14 protein-coding genes are annotated in these 15,304 nt (G+C 72.3%); 6 read left to right on the forward strand and 8 right to left on the reverse strand.

Annotated features, from left to right (window positions below; all coding sequences use genetic code 11):
• The first annotated feature begins 112 nt into the window (after positions 1-112).
• From AB0K67_RS06190 to AB0K67_RS06205, 4 genes are all read left to right on the forward strand, one after another.
• Complete coding sequence (locus AB0K67_RS06190; RefSeq protein ID WP_364053713.1) at positions 113-934, forward strand: class I SAM-dependent methyltransferase; 822 nt, start codon at positions 113-115, stop codon at positions 932-934.
• 277 nt (positions 935-1,211) lie between these two features.
• The gene (locus AB0K67_RS06195; RefSeq protein ID WP_364053716.1) at positions 1,212-2,186 is read left to right on the forward strand and encodes an aldo/keto reductase; all 975 of its coding nucleotides are present in this window, start codon (positions 1,212-1,214) and stop codon (positions 2,184-2,186) included.
• A 155-nt stretch (positions 2,187-2,341) separates the two neighbouring features.
• Entirely contained in the window at positions 2,342-3,481 is a 1,140-nt protein-coding gene (locus tag AB0K67_RS06200; RefSeq protein WP_364053719.1) for a DUF418 domain-containing protein, read from the forward strand.
• A 122-nt stretch (positions 3,482-3,603) separates the two neighbouring features.
• Positions 3,604-4,650, forward strand: a complete 1,047-nt coding sequence (locus AB0K67_RS06205) for an endo-1,4-beta-xylanase (RefSeq protein WP_364053722.1) — start codon at positions 3,604-3,606, stop codon at positions 4,648-4,650.
• Between the two features lie 66 nt (positions 4,651-4,716).
• On the opposite strand, the gene AB0K67_RS06210 is transcribed toward AB0K67_RS06205, so the two are convergent.
• The 6 genes from AB0K67_RS06210 to AB0K67_RS06235 form a co-directional block, all read right to left on the reverse strand.
• Entirely contained in the window at positions 4,717-5,271 is a 555-nt protein-coding gene (locus AB0K67_RS06210; RefSeq protein ID WP_364053725.1) for a hypothetical protein, read from the reverse strand.
• A gap of 449 nt (positions 5,272-5,720) precedes the next feature.
• Positions 5,721-6,320 carry an Rrf2 family transcriptional regulator gene (locus AB0K67_RS06215; protein WP_364053728.1) on the reverse strand — a complete coding sequence of 200 codons (600 nt, stop codon included), beginning with the start codon at positions 6,318-6,320 and terminating at the stop codon, positions 5,721-5,723.
• A gap of 18 nt (positions 6,321-6,338) precedes the next feature.
• Positions 6,339-7,283 carry a sulfite exporter TauE/SafE family protein gene (locus tag AB0K67_RS06220; RefSeq protein WP_364053731.1) on the reverse strand — a complete coding sequence of 315 codons (945 nt, stop codon included), beginning with the start codon at positions 7,281-7,283 and terminating at the stop codon, positions 6,339-6,341.
• Positions 7,284-7,561: 278 nt separating this feature from the next.
• On the reverse strand, positions 7,562-7,951 hold the full coding sequence (locus AB0K67_RS06225; protein WP_364053734.1) for a FixH family protein: 390 nt from the start codon (positions 7,949-7,951) through the stop codon (positions 7,562-7,564).
• Positions 7,948-9,396 (reverse strand): hypothetical protein, encoded by a 1,449-nt coding sequence (locus tag AB0K67_RS06230; RefSeq protein WP_364053737.1) that lies wholly within the window; start codon positions 9,394-9,396, stop codon positions 7,948-7,950. The genes AB0K67_RS06225 and AB0K67_RS06230 overlap by 4 nt, the downstream gene beginning before the upstream one ends.
• On the reverse strand, positions 9,393-10,394 hold the full coding sequence (locus AB0K67_RS06235; protein WP_364053740.1) for a hypothetical protein: 1,002 nt from the start codon (positions 10,392-10,394) through the stop codon (positions 9,393-9,395). Before AB0K67_RS06235 ends, AB0K67_RS06230 begins: the two co-directional genes overlap by 4 nt.
• 299 nt (positions 10,395-10,693) lie before the next feature.
• Between AB0K67_RS06235 and AB0K67_RS06240 the strand changes: the two genes are divergently transcribed.
• On the forward strand, positions 10,694-11,734 hold the full coding sequence (locus AB0K67_RS06240) for a PP2C family protein-serine/threonine phosphatase (protein ID WP_364053743.1): 1,041 nt from the start codon (positions 10,694-10,696) through the stop codon (positions 11,732-11,734).
• 18 nt (positions 11,735-11,752) lie between these two features.
• Here the strand turns inward: AB0K67_RS06240 and AB0K67_RS06245 are convergent, their stop codons facing one another.
• The gene (locus AB0K67_RS06245; RefSeq protein WP_364053746.1) at positions 11,753-12,781 is read right to left on the reverse strand and encodes a LacI family DNA-binding transcriptional regulator; all 1,029 of its coding nucleotides are present in this window, start codon (positions 12,779-12,781) and stop codon (positions 11,753-11,755) included.
• Between the two features lie 207 nt (positions 12,782-12,988).
• Here AB0K67_RS06245 and AB0K67_RS06250 point away from each other — a divergent pair, with 207 nt between their 5' ends.
• Positions 12,989-13,435 carry a pyridoxamine 5'-phosphate oxidase family protein gene (locus tag AB0K67_RS06250; RefSeq protein WP_364053749.1) on the forward strand — a complete coding sequence of 149 codons (447 nt, stop codon included), beginning with the start codon at positions 12,989-12,991 and terminating at the stop codon, positions 13,433-13,435.
• 79 nt (positions 13,436-13,514) lie between these two features.
• On the opposite strand, the gene AB0K67_RS06255 is transcribed toward AB0K67_RS06250, so the two are convergent.
• Positions 13,515-15,224, reverse strand: coding sequence for a GAF domain-containing protein (locus tag AB0K67_RS06255; protein ID WP_364053752.1), 1,710 nt, complete (start codon positions 15,222-15,224; stop codon positions 13,515-13,517).
• Positions 15,225-15,304: the final 80 nt, after the last annotated feature.

Here is a 15,304-nt window from a genome sequence, read left to right on the forward strand (position 1 = left end):
GCTTCCAGCGAACCCGGGCCGAGAGCCTGCCGCGTCCGCTTCGGGCGAAACCTGGGCTGGGAGCCGCTGTCTCCCTTTGCCGAGTGGGCGAATGCCCACCTACTGTGGGCGCATGCCCACAACTTCCCCTGCGCCCGGGCTGCCGCCCGGGCAGGAGACCCATCAGCTCCGCCAGGTCGCCGAGTCCTTCGGCACCGAGGCCGACCGCTACGACCGGGCGCGTCCCAGCTACCCGGATTCCCTGATCGCCCGCATCGCCGCCGCCTCCCCCGGCCCCGACGTCCTCGATGTCGGCTGCGGCACCGGCATCGCCACCCGGCAGTTCCAGACGGCCGGCTGCCGGGTGCTCGGCGTGGACGTGGACGAGCGCATGGCCGCACTCGCGCGGGAACGCGGCCTCGAGGTCGAGGTGTCCTCGTTCGAGACGTGGGACGCCCGCGGGCGCCGTTTCGACGCGGTGGTCTCCGCGCAGACCTGGCACTGGATCGACCCGGTCGCGGGCGCCGCCAAGGCGGCCGAGGTGCTGCGGCCCGGCGGCCGGCTGGCGCTGCTCTGGAACGTCATGCAGCCCTCTCCCCCGGTGGCCGACGCCTTCGCCGAGGTCTACCGGCGGGTGCTGCCGCAGATGCCGGCCGTGGGCGCGGCGGGGCCCGCCATGCAGGCGTACGACGCCATGGCGGGCAAGGCGCGCGAGGGGATCGAAGCGTGCGGCGCGTTCGACGAGCCCGAGCGGTGGCAGGCCGACTGGGAACGCACGTACACGCGGGACGAGTGGCTGGACGCCGTGCCCACCTTCGGCGGCCAGAGCCTGCTGCCCGCCGAGCAGCGCGAGGAGCTGCTGCGGCAGATGGGCGCGGCGGTGGACGCTCTGGGCGGGGAGTTCGTGATGCCGTACGCGACGGTCGTGCTCACCGCCACCCTGCGCGCCGCCTGACGCGCGCACCCCAGGTCACGCTTCCTGGGGACCGTCTCGCAGGCCGAGCGGATATCGGCGCGGGGTGGCCGCACGCCACCGGCCACTGCCCGGTGGCAGGCGGTCATGACGCTCGCCGCCACCTGGTCGGGTACGCGGGTGAGGCTGAAGATGACGGTGGAGGTGCCGAGGTAGAGCACGATCCATCGCGCCGGGGAGGGCGGCCGGCAGTGCGGGCGGAAGTGCTTAACTTGGACCCGTAAAAACGTTTCACCCCCTGTATCGCGGAAGGTCACCCTTGGACTACGAACGCCAGCCGTACAGAAGGTGCGGCCGCAGCGGCCTGCTCCTCCCCGCCGTGTCGCTGGGCCTGTGGCACAACTTCGGCGAGGGCAAGCCGATCGAGACCCAGCGCGCGATCCTGCACAAGGCGCTCGACCTCGGCATCACCCACTTCGACATCGCCGACCGCTACGGCCCGCCCATCGGCGCCGCCGAGTCCGTGTTCGGCCGGATCTTCCCCCGGTCGCTGCGCGACGAGGTCGTGGTCACCACCAAGGGCAGCAACCCCATGTGGGACGGCCCGTACGGGAAGGGCAACTCCCGCAAGCACCTGCTGGCCACGCTCGACCGCTCGCTCGCCCGGCTCGGCCTCGACTACGTGGACATCTTCTACTTGCACCGCGACGACGAGGAGACGCCGCTGGAGGAGCAGGTGGCCACGCTGGACCACATGGTCCGCACCGGCCGCACGCTCTACGTCGGCGTGTCCAACTTCTCCCCCGAGCGCACCGCGCAGGCCGCCAGGCTGCTGCGCGAGCTCGGCACCCCGCTGCTGGTGCACCAGCCGCCGTACTCGCTGCTCAACCGCGGCATCGAGGACGCGCTGCTCGGCGTGCTGGAGGAGGAGGGCGTGGGCTGCGTGGTGTACTCGCCGCTGGCCCAGGGTCTGCTCACCGACCGCTACCTGAACGGCATTCCGGCCGACTCGCGGGCGGCCGAGGGCCGCTTCCTGACCGCCGACCGGGTGACGCCTGAGGTGCTGGCGTTCGTCCGCTCGCTGTCCAAGCTGGCCGAGTCGCGCGGTCAGACGGTGGCGCAGCTCTCGCTGGCCTGGGCGCTGCGCGACCCGCGCATCACGTCGGTGCTGGTCGGCGCGTCCAGCCCCGAGCAGCTCGAGGCGAACGTGGCGGCGGTGGACCGGCTCGGCTTCACCGAGGAGGAGCTGGCGGCCATCGACCAGGCCGCCAAGGAGGCCGGCGTCTCCTCCTGACGCGCGATCTCAGGGCCCGGGCCGGGTCGCCCGCGGCGGCTCGGACCCGGGCCCCTGAGCGACGAAAGACGGAGGCCGGTACATCGATCGATGTACCGGCGTTTTCGCTCCTCGGGACGAGGGCGGGGTCCCGCGCGGCCAGCACAGTGGAGACTGTGACGCGACGCATCGACGCACTCGACGTGCTGCGCGGGGTGGCCATCCTGGGCACGCTCGGCACCAACATCTGGCTCTTCACCTCGCCGGCGGGGCCGCTGGAGGCTTTGAGCCCTTCGGGCGGCGCGGTGGAGACGTTCCTGCGGTTCCTGTCGAACGGCAAGTTCCTCGGCCTGCTCACGCTGCTGTTCGGGGTGGGGCTGGAGCTGCAGTATCGCAGCGCCGTACGCAAGGGGCTGCGCTGGCCGGGCCGGTATCTGTGGCGGGCGGCGCTGCTGTTCTGCGAGGGCGTGCTGCACTACGTGCTGGTCTTCGAGTTCGACGTGCTCATGGGGTACGCGCTGACCTCGATCGTGGTGGCGTACCTGGTGGGGCGGAGCGAGCGGGCCGTGACGGCGTGGATGATCGCGGCGGGCACCGTGCACCTGGCCATCGTCGCCCTGGTCACCGCCGCGCTGCTCGCCGGGCCCGCGCCGTCGCCGAGCGGGATGCCGCCGCGGGACTGGCTCGGCCAGGTGCGGATGCGGCTGGACAACGTCGTGGTCTTCCGCGCCGAGCTGGTCGTCATCCTGCCGCTGGGGACGGTGCTGTTCCTGCTCGGGGCGCGGCTGATGCGGGCGGGTGTCTTCGAGGAGCGCGGGGCGGCGCTGCGGGCGCGGCTCGCGGCGGTGGGGCTCGGCATCGGCGTGCCGCTGAACCTGGCCACCTCTTTCGCGGGACCGTCCTGGGCCATCGTGGACAGGTACGTGGCCGCGCCGCTGGTCTCCGTGGGCCTGCTGGCGCTGGTCACCTCCATCGTGCAGGGCATGCGCGGCGCGCCGGGCCCGATGCGGCGCAGCCTCACCGGCGTGGGGCGCACCGCGCTGTCCTGTTACGTGTTCCAGAACCTCGCCGCGAGCGTGCTCTGCTACGGCTGGGGACTGGGGCTGGCCGAGCGCTTCGCCGGCCTGCGGCCCTGGTGGGTGCCGGTGGCCTGGGCGGTGGTCTGCCTGGGCTTCATGGCGGGGACGTCGCTGTGGCTGCGCCGCTTCGACCGCGGGCCGCTGGAGCTGGTCTGGCAGTGGGCGTACCAGGCCCCATGGCGGACACGTGGCGAGCATGCGGCGGGCGCGGGCCAAGGCCGGGGTGTGAGTGGTTGACGGGGCCTTCGTGAACGCTTACCGTTCCGGCAGTCGGTGAAATTATCGACATCCTTCCGAAACTTTCGGAAACGTCCCTGGCATCCCCTGCTCCGGTATCGGAGGTCCGTACGGTGAAGCCCTTGATCCTCGCACTGGCGCTCGTGCTCGCCGCACCCGCGCCTCCTGCGCACCCACACCCCCACCCCCACCCCCACCCGGCGAAGGACCTGCGCCAGCTCGCCCAGCAGCACGGCATCAAGATCGGCACCGCGGTCGACATCGCCGCCCTGCGCGACGAGCCCGACTACCGCCAACGGCTCAACCGCGAGTTCACCCACGTCACCGCCGAGAACGCGATGAAGTGGGAGTCCGTCGAACCGGAGCGGGGCGTCTACACCTGGGACGACGCCGACGCCCTCGTCGAGAACGCCCGCCGCAACCACCAGCAGATCCGCGGCCACACCCTGCTCTGGCACAACCAGCTCCCCGCCTGGCTGACCAGCGGCGTCGAGGACGGCACGATCGACGCCACCGAGCTGCGCGAGATCCTGCGCGAGCACATCACCACCCAGGTGCGCCGCTACAAGGGCAAGATCCGCGCCTGGGACGTGGTGAACGAGGTCGTGGAGGAGGACGGCTCGCTGCGGCAGAGCATCTGGCTCCAGCACCTCGGCCCCGGCTACATCGCCGACGCCTTCCGCTGGGCCCACCGCGCCGACCCGCACGCCAAGCTGTTCATCAACGACTACAACCTCGAGTGGAACGCCCCCAAGATCGAGACCACCCTGTCCATCGTCAAGGACCTGAAGGCGCAGGGCGTCCCCATCCACGGCATCGGCTTCCAGGGCCACCTCGGCATCCAGTACGACTACCCCGCCGACTGGGCCAACGTCATGCGGCGCTTCGCCGACCTCGGTCTCGAGGTCGCCATCACCGAGCTGGACGTCCGCATGGTGCTGCCGGTCACCCCGGAGAAGCTCGCCACCCAGGCCGAGTACTACCGGCGCGCGCTCACCGACTGCCTGAGCGTCCGCGCCTGCCGCGAAATGACCGTCTGGGGCTTCACCGACCGGCACTCGTGGGTGCCCGGCTGGTTCGAGGGTGAGGGGGCGGCGACGCTGCTCGACGAGAACCTCGCCCCGAAGCCCGCGTACAAGGCGCTGCTGGCGGTGAGAGGCCGCAAGTAGCCCGGCCCGCCGGCGCCTCTCCCGGCATGGGGAAGCCGCGCGGAGATGCTTCGCGGGGCGTTCCCCTCATCCGGTCGCCGGGGCGGGGTCGAGGCGCTGGAGGAGGCCGTACACGAAACTGGCCCGGTAGGTCCGCCCGCCGGACGGGACGTCGACCGTCCAGTGGTGCGGCGCCGGGCCCTCCATCTGCACGGCGCCGGGAAAGCTCGCGCCGATGTCGGCCACCACGCACGTCCAGGGCGCCAGATCGGCCAGGGTGAGTGATGCGGCGGGGCCGGACGGGCGTACGAACCACTGGTTCCACAGCTCGTCACCGGGCCCGAGCAGCGCCTCGTAGGCGAGGCCCGGCCATGACGGGAGCGTCCAGCGCAGGACGGTGCAGGTGAGGCTGCCCGCCGGTCTCCTCCCCCGGTACGGCGCGGGCCCGAGCGCCATCCGCAGCGCCGCCGCCCCCTTGGGAGCCCTGGGCGCGTGGGCCAGCCGCGTCCAGTGCGCGTGCGCCGCGCGTACCTCGGCTCTCGACGCGCCCATCTCGCGCAGCGCCTCCTCGACCCGTTCGGGGTTGAGGTCGCGCATGCGATGCATCAGGGCGAGCTCGAACTCGCGTACACCGAACGTCACTCCCCCACCCTGCCAGCCCCGGCTCCGTCGCAGGAACTCGCACGGAGAGGCTGGGCCCGGCGCGGGGAGCCCGCCGTGGCCACCGCGCCGCCGCGGGACCCGGACCCTGGCCCGAGGCCCCCGACCGAGACCAGAGGGAAGGCGGAGACAGGGAGTCAGGGGGCAGGGCGTCCCAGGGTGTCCGGAGGACTCGACGGGCCTGACGGCCTCAGCGGCCTCGGCGGCTCAGCGGCTCGGCAGCTCAGCGGCCTCGGCGGCTCAGCGGCTCGGCAGCTCAGCGGCTCGGCAGCTCAGCGGCCTCAGCGGCTCAGCGGCCTCAGCGGCTCAGCGGCCTCGGCGGCTCTGCGGCTCGGCGGGTCTGACCGAACCGGCGAGCGCGGCCGAACCAGCAGGTCTGACCGTCTCTGCGGGTCAGGCCGAACCGGCGCGGCCGACTCGACGAACCCGGCCTACTCAGCCGGCTCGGTCGGCTTGCCGGATCCGGCCGGAGGGCGCGCGTCGACCGCATCGGCTGTGGAGGCGGCCGGGGAACCGGCTGTGGAGGCGGCTGTGGAGGCGGCCGGAGAACCGGCCGTGAAGCTGGCCACGGATGCGGCCGTAAAGGAAGTGCCGTCCCGGGCAGCCCCGTCGCCGGCAGCCCCGTCGCCGGAGATGCCGTCGCCGACGTGGTCTGCTCCCGATGCGACCACGTCGGCCAGGGTGATCTCGCTGAGCAGCGCGTTCTCGTGGCTGCGCAGCCGCTCCCAGATGGCGGCGAGCGGCGCGGCCGCGCGGGGGAACGGCCGGGTGGCCTGTTCCGCACCCTCGGTGACGCGGATGACGTCGGCGAGGGCGATCTCCCCCGGCGGCCGGGCCAGCCAGTAGCCCCCGTCCGGGCCGCGCTGGCTACGGAGCAGCCCGGCCCGGCGGAGCTGGAGCAGGATGTTGTCACAGAACCGGCGCGGGATCTCCTGGCTGGCGGCGATGCGTTCGGCGTGGACCGGACGGTCGGCCGTGGCCAGGGCGAGCATGGCGCCGAGTGCGTACTGCGTGCGGGCGGAGATTCTCATACGAGGTCTGGGGCCGCCTCAGGCGGACGCCGTCGTCTCCTCCTCCTCGGCGCCGCGCTTCTGCAGCTCGCTCTCCACCGCCTCGACGGACTCGTTGGCCTTGTCGCGGCGGTATTCACGCACCGAGTACGCGATGGCGCCCGCCCAGATGATGGCGATGGCGATGTAGGCGACGGTCTGGACGTTGCCGGGGGCGTCGATCCAGTCGCTGCGCAGCAGCGTGCGGACGTTCGTGAGGATGATGATGCCGCCGACGGCGGAGCCGAGGATGCGCGGCGGGATGTGGCGGACCAGCCAGGCCGCGATCGGCGCGGCGATCACGCCGCCGAGCAGCAGCACGGCCACCCAGGCGAAGTCGATCCGCTCGGAGCCGATGCCGACGAAGAAGCCGACGCTGGCGGCAATGGCGACGATGAACTCGCTCGTGTCGATGGAGCCGATGACCTTGCGCGGGGCCAGGCGGCCGCTGGCGAGGATGGCGGGCGTGCCCACGGGGCCCCATCCGCCGCCGCCGGTGGCGTCGACGAAGCCGGCGACGAGGCCGAGCGGGGCCAGGAAGCGCCTGCGCAGCGGCTTGCCCAGGTTGCCGCGCGGGAGGCCGAACGCGGTGAAGCGGATGAGGATGTAGACGCCGAGCGCCAGCAGGATGAGCGACATCACCGGAGCCGCGACCTCGGTGGAGAGGCTGGACAGGAACGTCGCGCCGGCGAACGCGCCGATGGCGCCGGGGATGCCGATCTTGCCGACGACCTTCCAGTCGACGTTGCCGAAACGCCAGTGGGAGACGCCCGAGGCCAGCGTGGTGCCGATTTCGGCGAGGTGGACGGTGGCGGACGCGGCCGCCGGGTTGGTGCCGATGGCCAGCAGCAGCGTCGTCGACGTGACGCCGTACGCCATGCCGAGGCTGCCATCGACGAGCTGGGCCGCGAAACCGACCAGCCCGAGCAGGATGAGCGCTCGCACGATCTCCCTCTCCCTACCATTCCTACTATAGAAGTAGGAATAATACTTTAAGCCGCGCATCGTCCTGTCAAGTCACGTCCAGGTAAAGCCCATCCGGTTGCGAGCGGCTCCCCTCGTATCGGCAGGGTCCGAGAGGCGGTCGTCTTCCGTGGGTCCGGCGGCGGCACCTGTGCGGGTGGCGCACGACCGGTGCCGCCGCGCGACCGAGAGCACGGCGGGGGAACGCACGACCGATCGTCCCGGCTCAGGGCGCGGGGCCGGGGTTCAGCGCCGTGGTGTCACTCTTCTGTGATCAGGGCCTTGACCGTGAGGTCTTCCGGGCCGGAGGGGCCGTCGAGGTGGACGGTCACCTCCCAGACTCCGGCCATCGAGAACAGCTCGCCCTCGGCGGCGAAGCGGCCGGGCTCCCGTTCGGTGGCCGTCAGCTCCGGCATGGCGTGTCCCATGTCGGCCATCACCGCCGACACGTTCACCGTGTCGGCGTCGCCCCGGTCCACCACGACCTCCACCGTGCCGGGCCCCGGGGTGGGGTCGCCGATGAGCACCGTGGCGGCATAGCGGGCGCCGTTGCTGGTCACGCGGACCGGCTCGGCCGACGCGCTCCTGCCCACCACGAAGAACGTCACCGCCACGGCCACCAGCCCGGCGGCGATCAGCACACGTCTCATCGGCCGCTCCCCGTCATGTCACCCATCGCTTCCCCCGTCTCGCCGCGTGCCGCCTCCCTCGCGGCAGTCCACGCGGCCGTACCTGCCTCATTCCGCGCCGTGTCCCCCGCCTCGGCGCCCGCCGCGCTCTCCCCAGTGTCCTGGCCGGTGGCCTCACCCGTCGGTTCCGCCGCGGTCCCGGGCGCGTCGCCTGTCACGTTCACCGTGAACGGGGCCGTGACGATGCGGTCGCGGGTGGCGTACTGGGCCCAGGCGAGGTAGCGGCCGGGCTCGGGGAAGCTGAACGTGAAGCGCAGGCGGGAGCCGGGCGTGCCCATCTCGTGGACGTGGCCGAGGAAGGAGCCGTCCTCGTTGCGCACCAGGAGGTGGCCGGTCATGCCGAGCCAGGGCCGTACGCCGGCGGGCGCGGCCAGCTCGATCGTCACCGGGCGTCCCGCCACGGGGACGGCGGGCCGCAGGACCGGTGCCGCATCGCCGGTCTCCGGTCGTTCCTCCTCGCTGTCGTCAGCGCTCCCCTTGCCGACCTGGAAGGAGGACGAGACGAGCTGGCCGCCCGAGTCCTCGCGTTCCAGCTCGGCGTAGGCCAGGTAGCGCCCCGAGCGGTCGGCGCGCATGCGCACCTCGAGGCGGCCCGGGGCGGTGCGGAGCGGGTGTACGTGGCGGAAGTACCGTCCGTCCTCGGAGGTGACGACCACGTGAGCGAGCGCCTCGTGGTGCACGACGAGGTCGTCAACGGGCCGCCCGGTCGAGCCGTCCAGGAGGTAGATGCGCAGCGTGTACTCCTCCCCCGCGCCGGGCCGCTCCGGCACGGTGGAGACCCGGGCCTGCGCGTACGGCCGCCCGGCGGCGTTCGTGGCGGTCGGCGCGGCGCCGTCCGGCGGGGCGGGCGGGAGCTGCGGCTCGAACACGACCACCATGGCCGCCACGGTCACCCCGGCGGCGGCGACGGCGGCCAGCCCCATCGCCGGCCCCGGCCGGCTCAGCGCCCCGGTGAGCAGACCGCCCACCAGCAGCAGCCCGGCCACGAACAGGCCGCCGTAGATGAGGAAGTCGCCAGGGGATCCACGATCGACGAGCACCCGGAACGGCACCACGGCGACCTCACCCCCGGCGCTCAGCTTGAGCTCGTGCGGCCCGGTGCGCTCGACCCGCAGCTCGGTGTACGCGGGGTCGGCGGCGGCGCGGGCGGTGCCGGTGACCGTACGGCCGTCCTCGACCGACCGGACCTCGAGGTCGAAGACAGGCCCGGCGACCGGCTCGTACGCGATCACCCCGATCCGCAGCGGCCCCGGCACCCGGGAGGTTCCTTTGATCACCACCGTGACCTCGGCGCCGGCGATGGTCTGCGCGAAGCGCAGGTCCGCGCCCGCCGTGACGTTGTGCGCCGCGGCGGGTACGGCCATCGCCAGCACCAGGACGGCGGCCAGCCACAGGGCTCGGATCATGCCCGCTCGGGGCGGGCGTCGGGCAGGAACAGCGCTCCGAGCGTCAGCCCGACGAGGCCGGCGACGACGGGCGCGCCGGTCCACAGCTCGGGCACGGCCGGCAGGCCGCCACCGGTCACCGAGGCGACCGCGATGTAGAGCGACCATGTGGCGAGCGCCGACAGCCCGGCGAAGGCCCAGTAGGCGCCGCGCCGCGTGGCCGACGGGCGCAGCCAGGCGATCAGCAGGTCGCCGACCAGGCCGCCCGCCACGATGGACAGCAGGACGGGCAGGTTCTCGAACTCGGTCTGCGCACCGGGCATGAGAACCGCGAAGGCGTACATGATCGTGACCGACCCGAAGGGCAGCTGCCAGCGACGGGCGAGCAGCAGCACCGGGGCGAGCAGGATGACGTTGCTCACGACCATGGCGGCGGCCAGGTCGCCCGCGCCGGAGTCACGGACGGCGGAGAACGCCTCCACGATCGTCTCGGGACGGTACTGCATCGCGTCGGCGTAGGACAGGAACAGCGACACCAGCGTGGTGGCGAACGCCAGCCCGATGATGGCGGGCAGCAGCCGCCCGAGCGTCGGGCTCTCGCCGATGTCGGGGGCGTTCCAGATGGAACGCACTGGAGTGGTGATGATGAGGAGCATCGTCGAGACCAGCCCGAGATGTGATGGGCTGAACAGAATGTCAATGTTCGTCTCGATGCCCAGAATCGTGTGCCACATCATGTCGGCGAATCCGAACGCCGCGAACGCGGGTATGGCGATCAGCCCGGCGAGATATCCCGCCGGCACCGCGGCGAGCCCTTGCCGCCCCGCGCGTACGTTGCGCCAGACCTGCCAGATGATCCAGCCGGCCACGACCGCGAACCCCGAGTAGAACACGGCGTGCCACGGCGTGAAGAAGGTCTCCAGCTCGGAGAGGTTGGTGTGCGCCCAAGCGTCGATCATCAATCCGACACCGAACCAGATGCCGAGCAGGGCCGTGACCAGGTCTGTCCTCGGGGTCACCCAGGTGCGAGGCTCCCCGGAATCCACCAGTAATCGCCGAATGCCGGCGTCGGCCATCGCCACTTCTTGACTCCTTTCCATCAGTGGAGAATCTAGCTCCCTTTCGTGAATTGGCGCGCGGCCGATGTTTTCAGCTGTGTTATTGACGCTGGGTACTGTGATGAACACGTAACGGACAGAAATTACCGTGATAAATGCCCATCTGTCGTGGTTCTCACCGGAGCGTTGGCTTGAGAACCGCCCTCGGCCTGCGCGATGCTGGTACGTCAGCAGCGATCGGTGGTCGATTCGGGGGTGGGATGAGCTCTTTGCGGGTCCTGCGCTGGCTGCCCTTCGTCGTGATGGCGGGTGTCGCGCTGCTGGACATCCTGGCCGGCCGTTCCCTCGTCTTCCTTCCGCTGCTCACGCTCGGCCCGGCTTTCGCGTCGGTGTCGGGCGGCGTGCGCCGCACCGCCTTCGTCGGCGCGGTGGCGCTGGGCATCTGCGTGCCCATGGCGCTCTACAACGAGATGCTGCTCACCTGGGAGAACTGCCTCACCGTCGTCGGCATCGCCGGCGTGACGGGCGCGAGCATGCTCGCCGCCAGGCTGCGGCTGCAGCGCGAGCGCGAGCTGGCCAGCGTCCGGCAGGTGGCGGAGGCGGCGCAGCGGGTGCTGCTGCGGCCGGTGCCGCGGCGGGCGGGCGATCTGCGGGTGGGACTGTCCTATACGTCGGCGGCCGCCGAGGCCCGCATCGGCGGCGACCTGTACGAAGTCGTCACCACCCCGCAGGGCGTACGCCTGCTGATCGGCGACGTGCAGGGCAAGGGCCTCGCGGCGGTCGAGACGGCGGCCTGGGTCCTCGGCGCGTTCCGCGAAGCGGCCTACGACGAGGCCGACCTGGTGGACATCGGCGAGCGCCTGGAGGCGAGCCTGACCCGCCATCTGACCAGCGAGCAGTTCGTCACGGCGATCATCGCGGAGATCCACGACACGGAGGTGTCGCTGGTGAGCTTCGGCCACCCGCCGCCGCTGCTGCTCCGCTCCGACGGCGGCGTGCAGGTCGCCGAGCCGCCGGATCAGGGGCTGCCGCTGGGGCTCGGCGTGTTCGACGCCGCGCGGGCCAAGCCGTACCGGGTGCCGTTCCACCGGGGCGACCGCATCCTGTTCTTCACCGACGGCGTGATCGAGGCGAGGAACGCCGAGGGCGAGTTCTACCCACTGGAGGAGCGGACGACGCTGCTGCGCCGCGAGGACCCGCAGGTGGCGCTGGACGCGCTGCGGGCCGACCTGGTCGAGCACGTGGGCGGCCCGCTGCTGGACGACGCGGCCATGCTCCTGATCCATCGCCCAGGGCACTGATCCGCCGCCGGGTGGCGGTCAGGCGCCGCCGGGCACCAGCGGGACCGTGGTGGACTCCCGCACCACCAGATGGCAGGGACGGGGGTGGCGACCGGGCGACGGCTTGCCGTTGATGGCGGCGAGCAGCATCTCCGCGGCGGTGCGGCCGAGCCCGTCGAGGTTCATGTCGACGCTGGTCAGCGGCGGCTGGCTGGCCTCGGCCATGACCTCCCAGTTGTCGAACCCGACGAGCGCCACGTCCTCCGGCACCCGCCGCCCGACGGCTCGCAGCGCATCGGCGACGCCCCGGGCGATCTGGTCGCTGCCGCAGAACACCGCGTCGAACTCGGTGCCGGAGGCGAGCAGCATCCCGACCGCCTGACGCCCCCACATCTCGCTCCAGGCGCCGTAGAGCGGCGCACCGGCGAGCGCGAGCCCCGCCTCGGCCAGCCGCTCCTCGGCGGCGGCCGCGCGGACACGGGCGGAGTGGTGGTGCTCGGGCCCGGTGATGTGGGCGATGCGGGTGCGGCCGATCGCCATCAGGTGCTCGACCGCCTTGCGCGCCCCGCCTTCCTCATCCGGTACGACCGAGCAGTCGGCCGGGTCGGTGGAGCTGATGAACGCGTAGACCACGGGCACCGGCAGGTCACGCCCGATGGGCGCGCGGGCCTCGGTGCGGCGGCCGGTGACGATGATGCCGTCGACGCGGCGGCTGAGCAGGGTCTTGACGTGGTACTGCTCGCGGATCGGGTCGCCGCGCCCGTCGCACAGGAACACCGACATCTGCCCGGCCCCCAGCGCGTCCTCCGCGCCCATGAGGACGGGGATGCTGAACCGCCCGATGGTGTCGGTGGTGATCATGCCGACGGTGTACGTACGTCCGGAGTGCAGGCTGCGGGCCCCCGCGTTGACCTCGAAGTTGAGCTGCCTGGCCGCGTCCCTGACCCGCGCGCGGGTCTCCTCGCGCAGCGAGCCCCGGCCGTTGAGGGCCTTGGAGGCCGTGCCCACCGACACCCCGGCCAGCGCCGCGACGTCGGAGATCGTGGGGTGACGCTCCAATTTCCCCATCGCTTTCCCCCTGCTTTCCCGAAACCTCGCTCCCGCCATCCTACTGGCGGTGAGATCGGGCCGGTCGGGCGAGGCAATCGATTGCTAGGACTTTCCTCACATGCACGCGGTCCCCGAGCATACGGCGCGGTGACGTGACCTCGTCCCGGCGGGTAAAGGGACTTTGGTCCCTACCTGTACGGCCGGTGCGCCGGGCACGCTGGCCAGGTGACGTACCAGGAAGACGGGCTGAACGGCGCCCGGGATCTGCGCGAGCTGCCCGCTGTGGAGGCGATGCGGCTGCTGGCGAGGGCGCCGCTCGGCCGCATCGTCTTCACCCGGCACGCCCTGCCGGCGGTCAGGCCGGTGAACCACGCGGTGGTGGACGGCGCGATCGTGATCAGGACCACTCCCGGCATGATCATCGGCGGGCACATGGAGCAGGCGGTGGTGGCGTACGAGGCCGACGAGCTGGACGGGCAGGAGCGGCTCGGCTGGAGCGTCATCGTGACCGGGGTGGCCGCGCCGGTGACCGACCCCGAGGAGGCGGCCCGGCTGAGGGGCCTGGTGCGCCCGTGGGTGACGGGCGAGATGGACCAGGTGATCCGCATCCGGCCGGAGATCGTCACGGGGTTCGTGCTGGTGCCCGCGCAGGTGGCGTACGAACCGTCCTGATCGGCAGGGGGCGCGTCACGGCCCCTTCCCGCATCGACCCGGCCGCTCGATGGAGCCGCCGTCATGGCCTCTTCCCGCATCATCCGGGCTGCTCGATGGGGACGCGCCATATCAGCCGGGTGCCGCCCTCGCCGGGCGTCTCCAGCTCGGCCGTCCCGCCCAGGCATGCGGCGCGCTCCTCGATGTTGCGCAGGCCGCTGCGGCGTCCGCCGCCGCCCACGCCGACCCCGTCGTCGGTGACCGTCAGCGTGAGCACGCCGCCCCCGACCTCGACGGACACCTCGGCGCGCGTGGCGCGTGAGTGGCGTACGACGTTGGACAGAGACTCGCGCAGCACGGCGAGCAGGTGCTCGGCGACCGGCTCCGGCACCAGCGTGTCGAGCTGCCCCTCCATGCGCAGACCGGGCATGAACCCCAGGTGCGCTCCCGCGCCCTCCACCAGGCCGACGATCTGCGAGCGCAGTCCGGGCACGGCCTCCTCGTGCGGCCCCTGGAGGGCGAAGATGGACGAGCGGATCTGCCGGATCGTCTCGTCCAGCTCGTCGATGGCGTGCTGGAGCCGCTTCGACGCCTCGGGATGGTCCACCAGCCGCGCGGTGCTCATCAGCGTCATCGCGGTCGCGAACAACCGCTGGATGACCACGTCGTGCAGGTCCCTGGCGATGCGGTCGCGGTCCTCCAGCAGGCTCAGCCGTTCGGCGTCGCGCCGGACCTCGGCCAGCTCCAGCGCGATCGCGGCCTGGCCCGCGTACGACTCCAGCATGCGCCGGTCGGCGTCGCTGAACGGCAGCCTGCCGCTGCGCTTGGCCAGCGCGAGCACGCCGCGCACGCTCGGGGCGGCGCCGAGGGGGATCATCAGCCCGGGTCCGTGGCCGAGCTTGCGGGCCGCGGCGGACGTGTCGGGCGCGTCCCGCAGGTCGCGTTCGGCTCGCGGCTCGCCGCGCGTGAACACCTCGCCGAGCGCCGTGCCGGACATCCCGTACGTGGTGCCGAGCAGCTCTTCCGCCCGCTCGCCCTCGGCCACCTCCACCGTCAGCGTCCGGCCCTCCGGGTCGGGCAGCAGCACCACGACGACGTCGGCGTCGCACATGTCGCGGGCGCGGGCGGCCATGGTGCTCAGCACCAGCCGGGTGTCGGCGCCGGACAGCAGGCTGGTGGTCACCTCCGCGGACGCCTGCAGCCAGGTCTCGCGGCGGCGCGACTCCTCGTACAGGCGGGCGTTCTCGATGGCGACGCCGGCGGCGCTGGCCAGCGCGACCACCACGGCCTCGTCGTCCTCGTCGAACTCGCCGCCGCCGCGCTTCTCGGTGAGGTAGAGGTTGCCGAACACCTCGTCGCGTACGCGGAGCGGCACGCCGAGGAAGCTGCCCATGGGCGGGTGGCCGGGCGGGAAGCCGTACGACTCGGGATGGTCGGAGATGCGGGCCAGCCGCAGCGGCCTGGCGTCCTTGATGAGCAGGCCGAGGATGCCGAGGCCGTGCGGCCAGTGCTCGATGCGGGCGATCTCCTCCTCGGTCAGCCCGACCGGGATGAACTGGACGAGCGTCTGATCTTCCCCCAGCACGCCCAGAGCGCCGTAGCCGGCGTCGACCAGCTTCGTGGCGGTCTCCACGATGCGGCGCAGCACGGTCTCGAGGTCGAGGTCGCTGCCCACGGACACGACGGCCTCGAGCAGCGCGTGCACCCTGTCGCGGGTGGCCAGCACCGCGTTGAGCCTGGTCTGCAGCTCCGCCAGCAGCTCGTCGAGGCGCATCTGGGGGAGCAGCGGGCGATGCTCGCTCTCCGACATACGGCCAGTGTCGCACCGGGGGTCGCCGGGGTCGAAACCTGCCCGCGCTCATCGCAGGGCCGCTGTAGAGTGATCACACG

Origin of the sequence: Nonomuraea sp. NPDC052634, assembly GCF_040678535.1 — a bacterium.
GTDB lineage: Bacteria > Actinomycetota > Actinomycetes > Streptosporangiales > Streptosporangiaceae > Nonomuraea > Nonomuraea fastidiosa.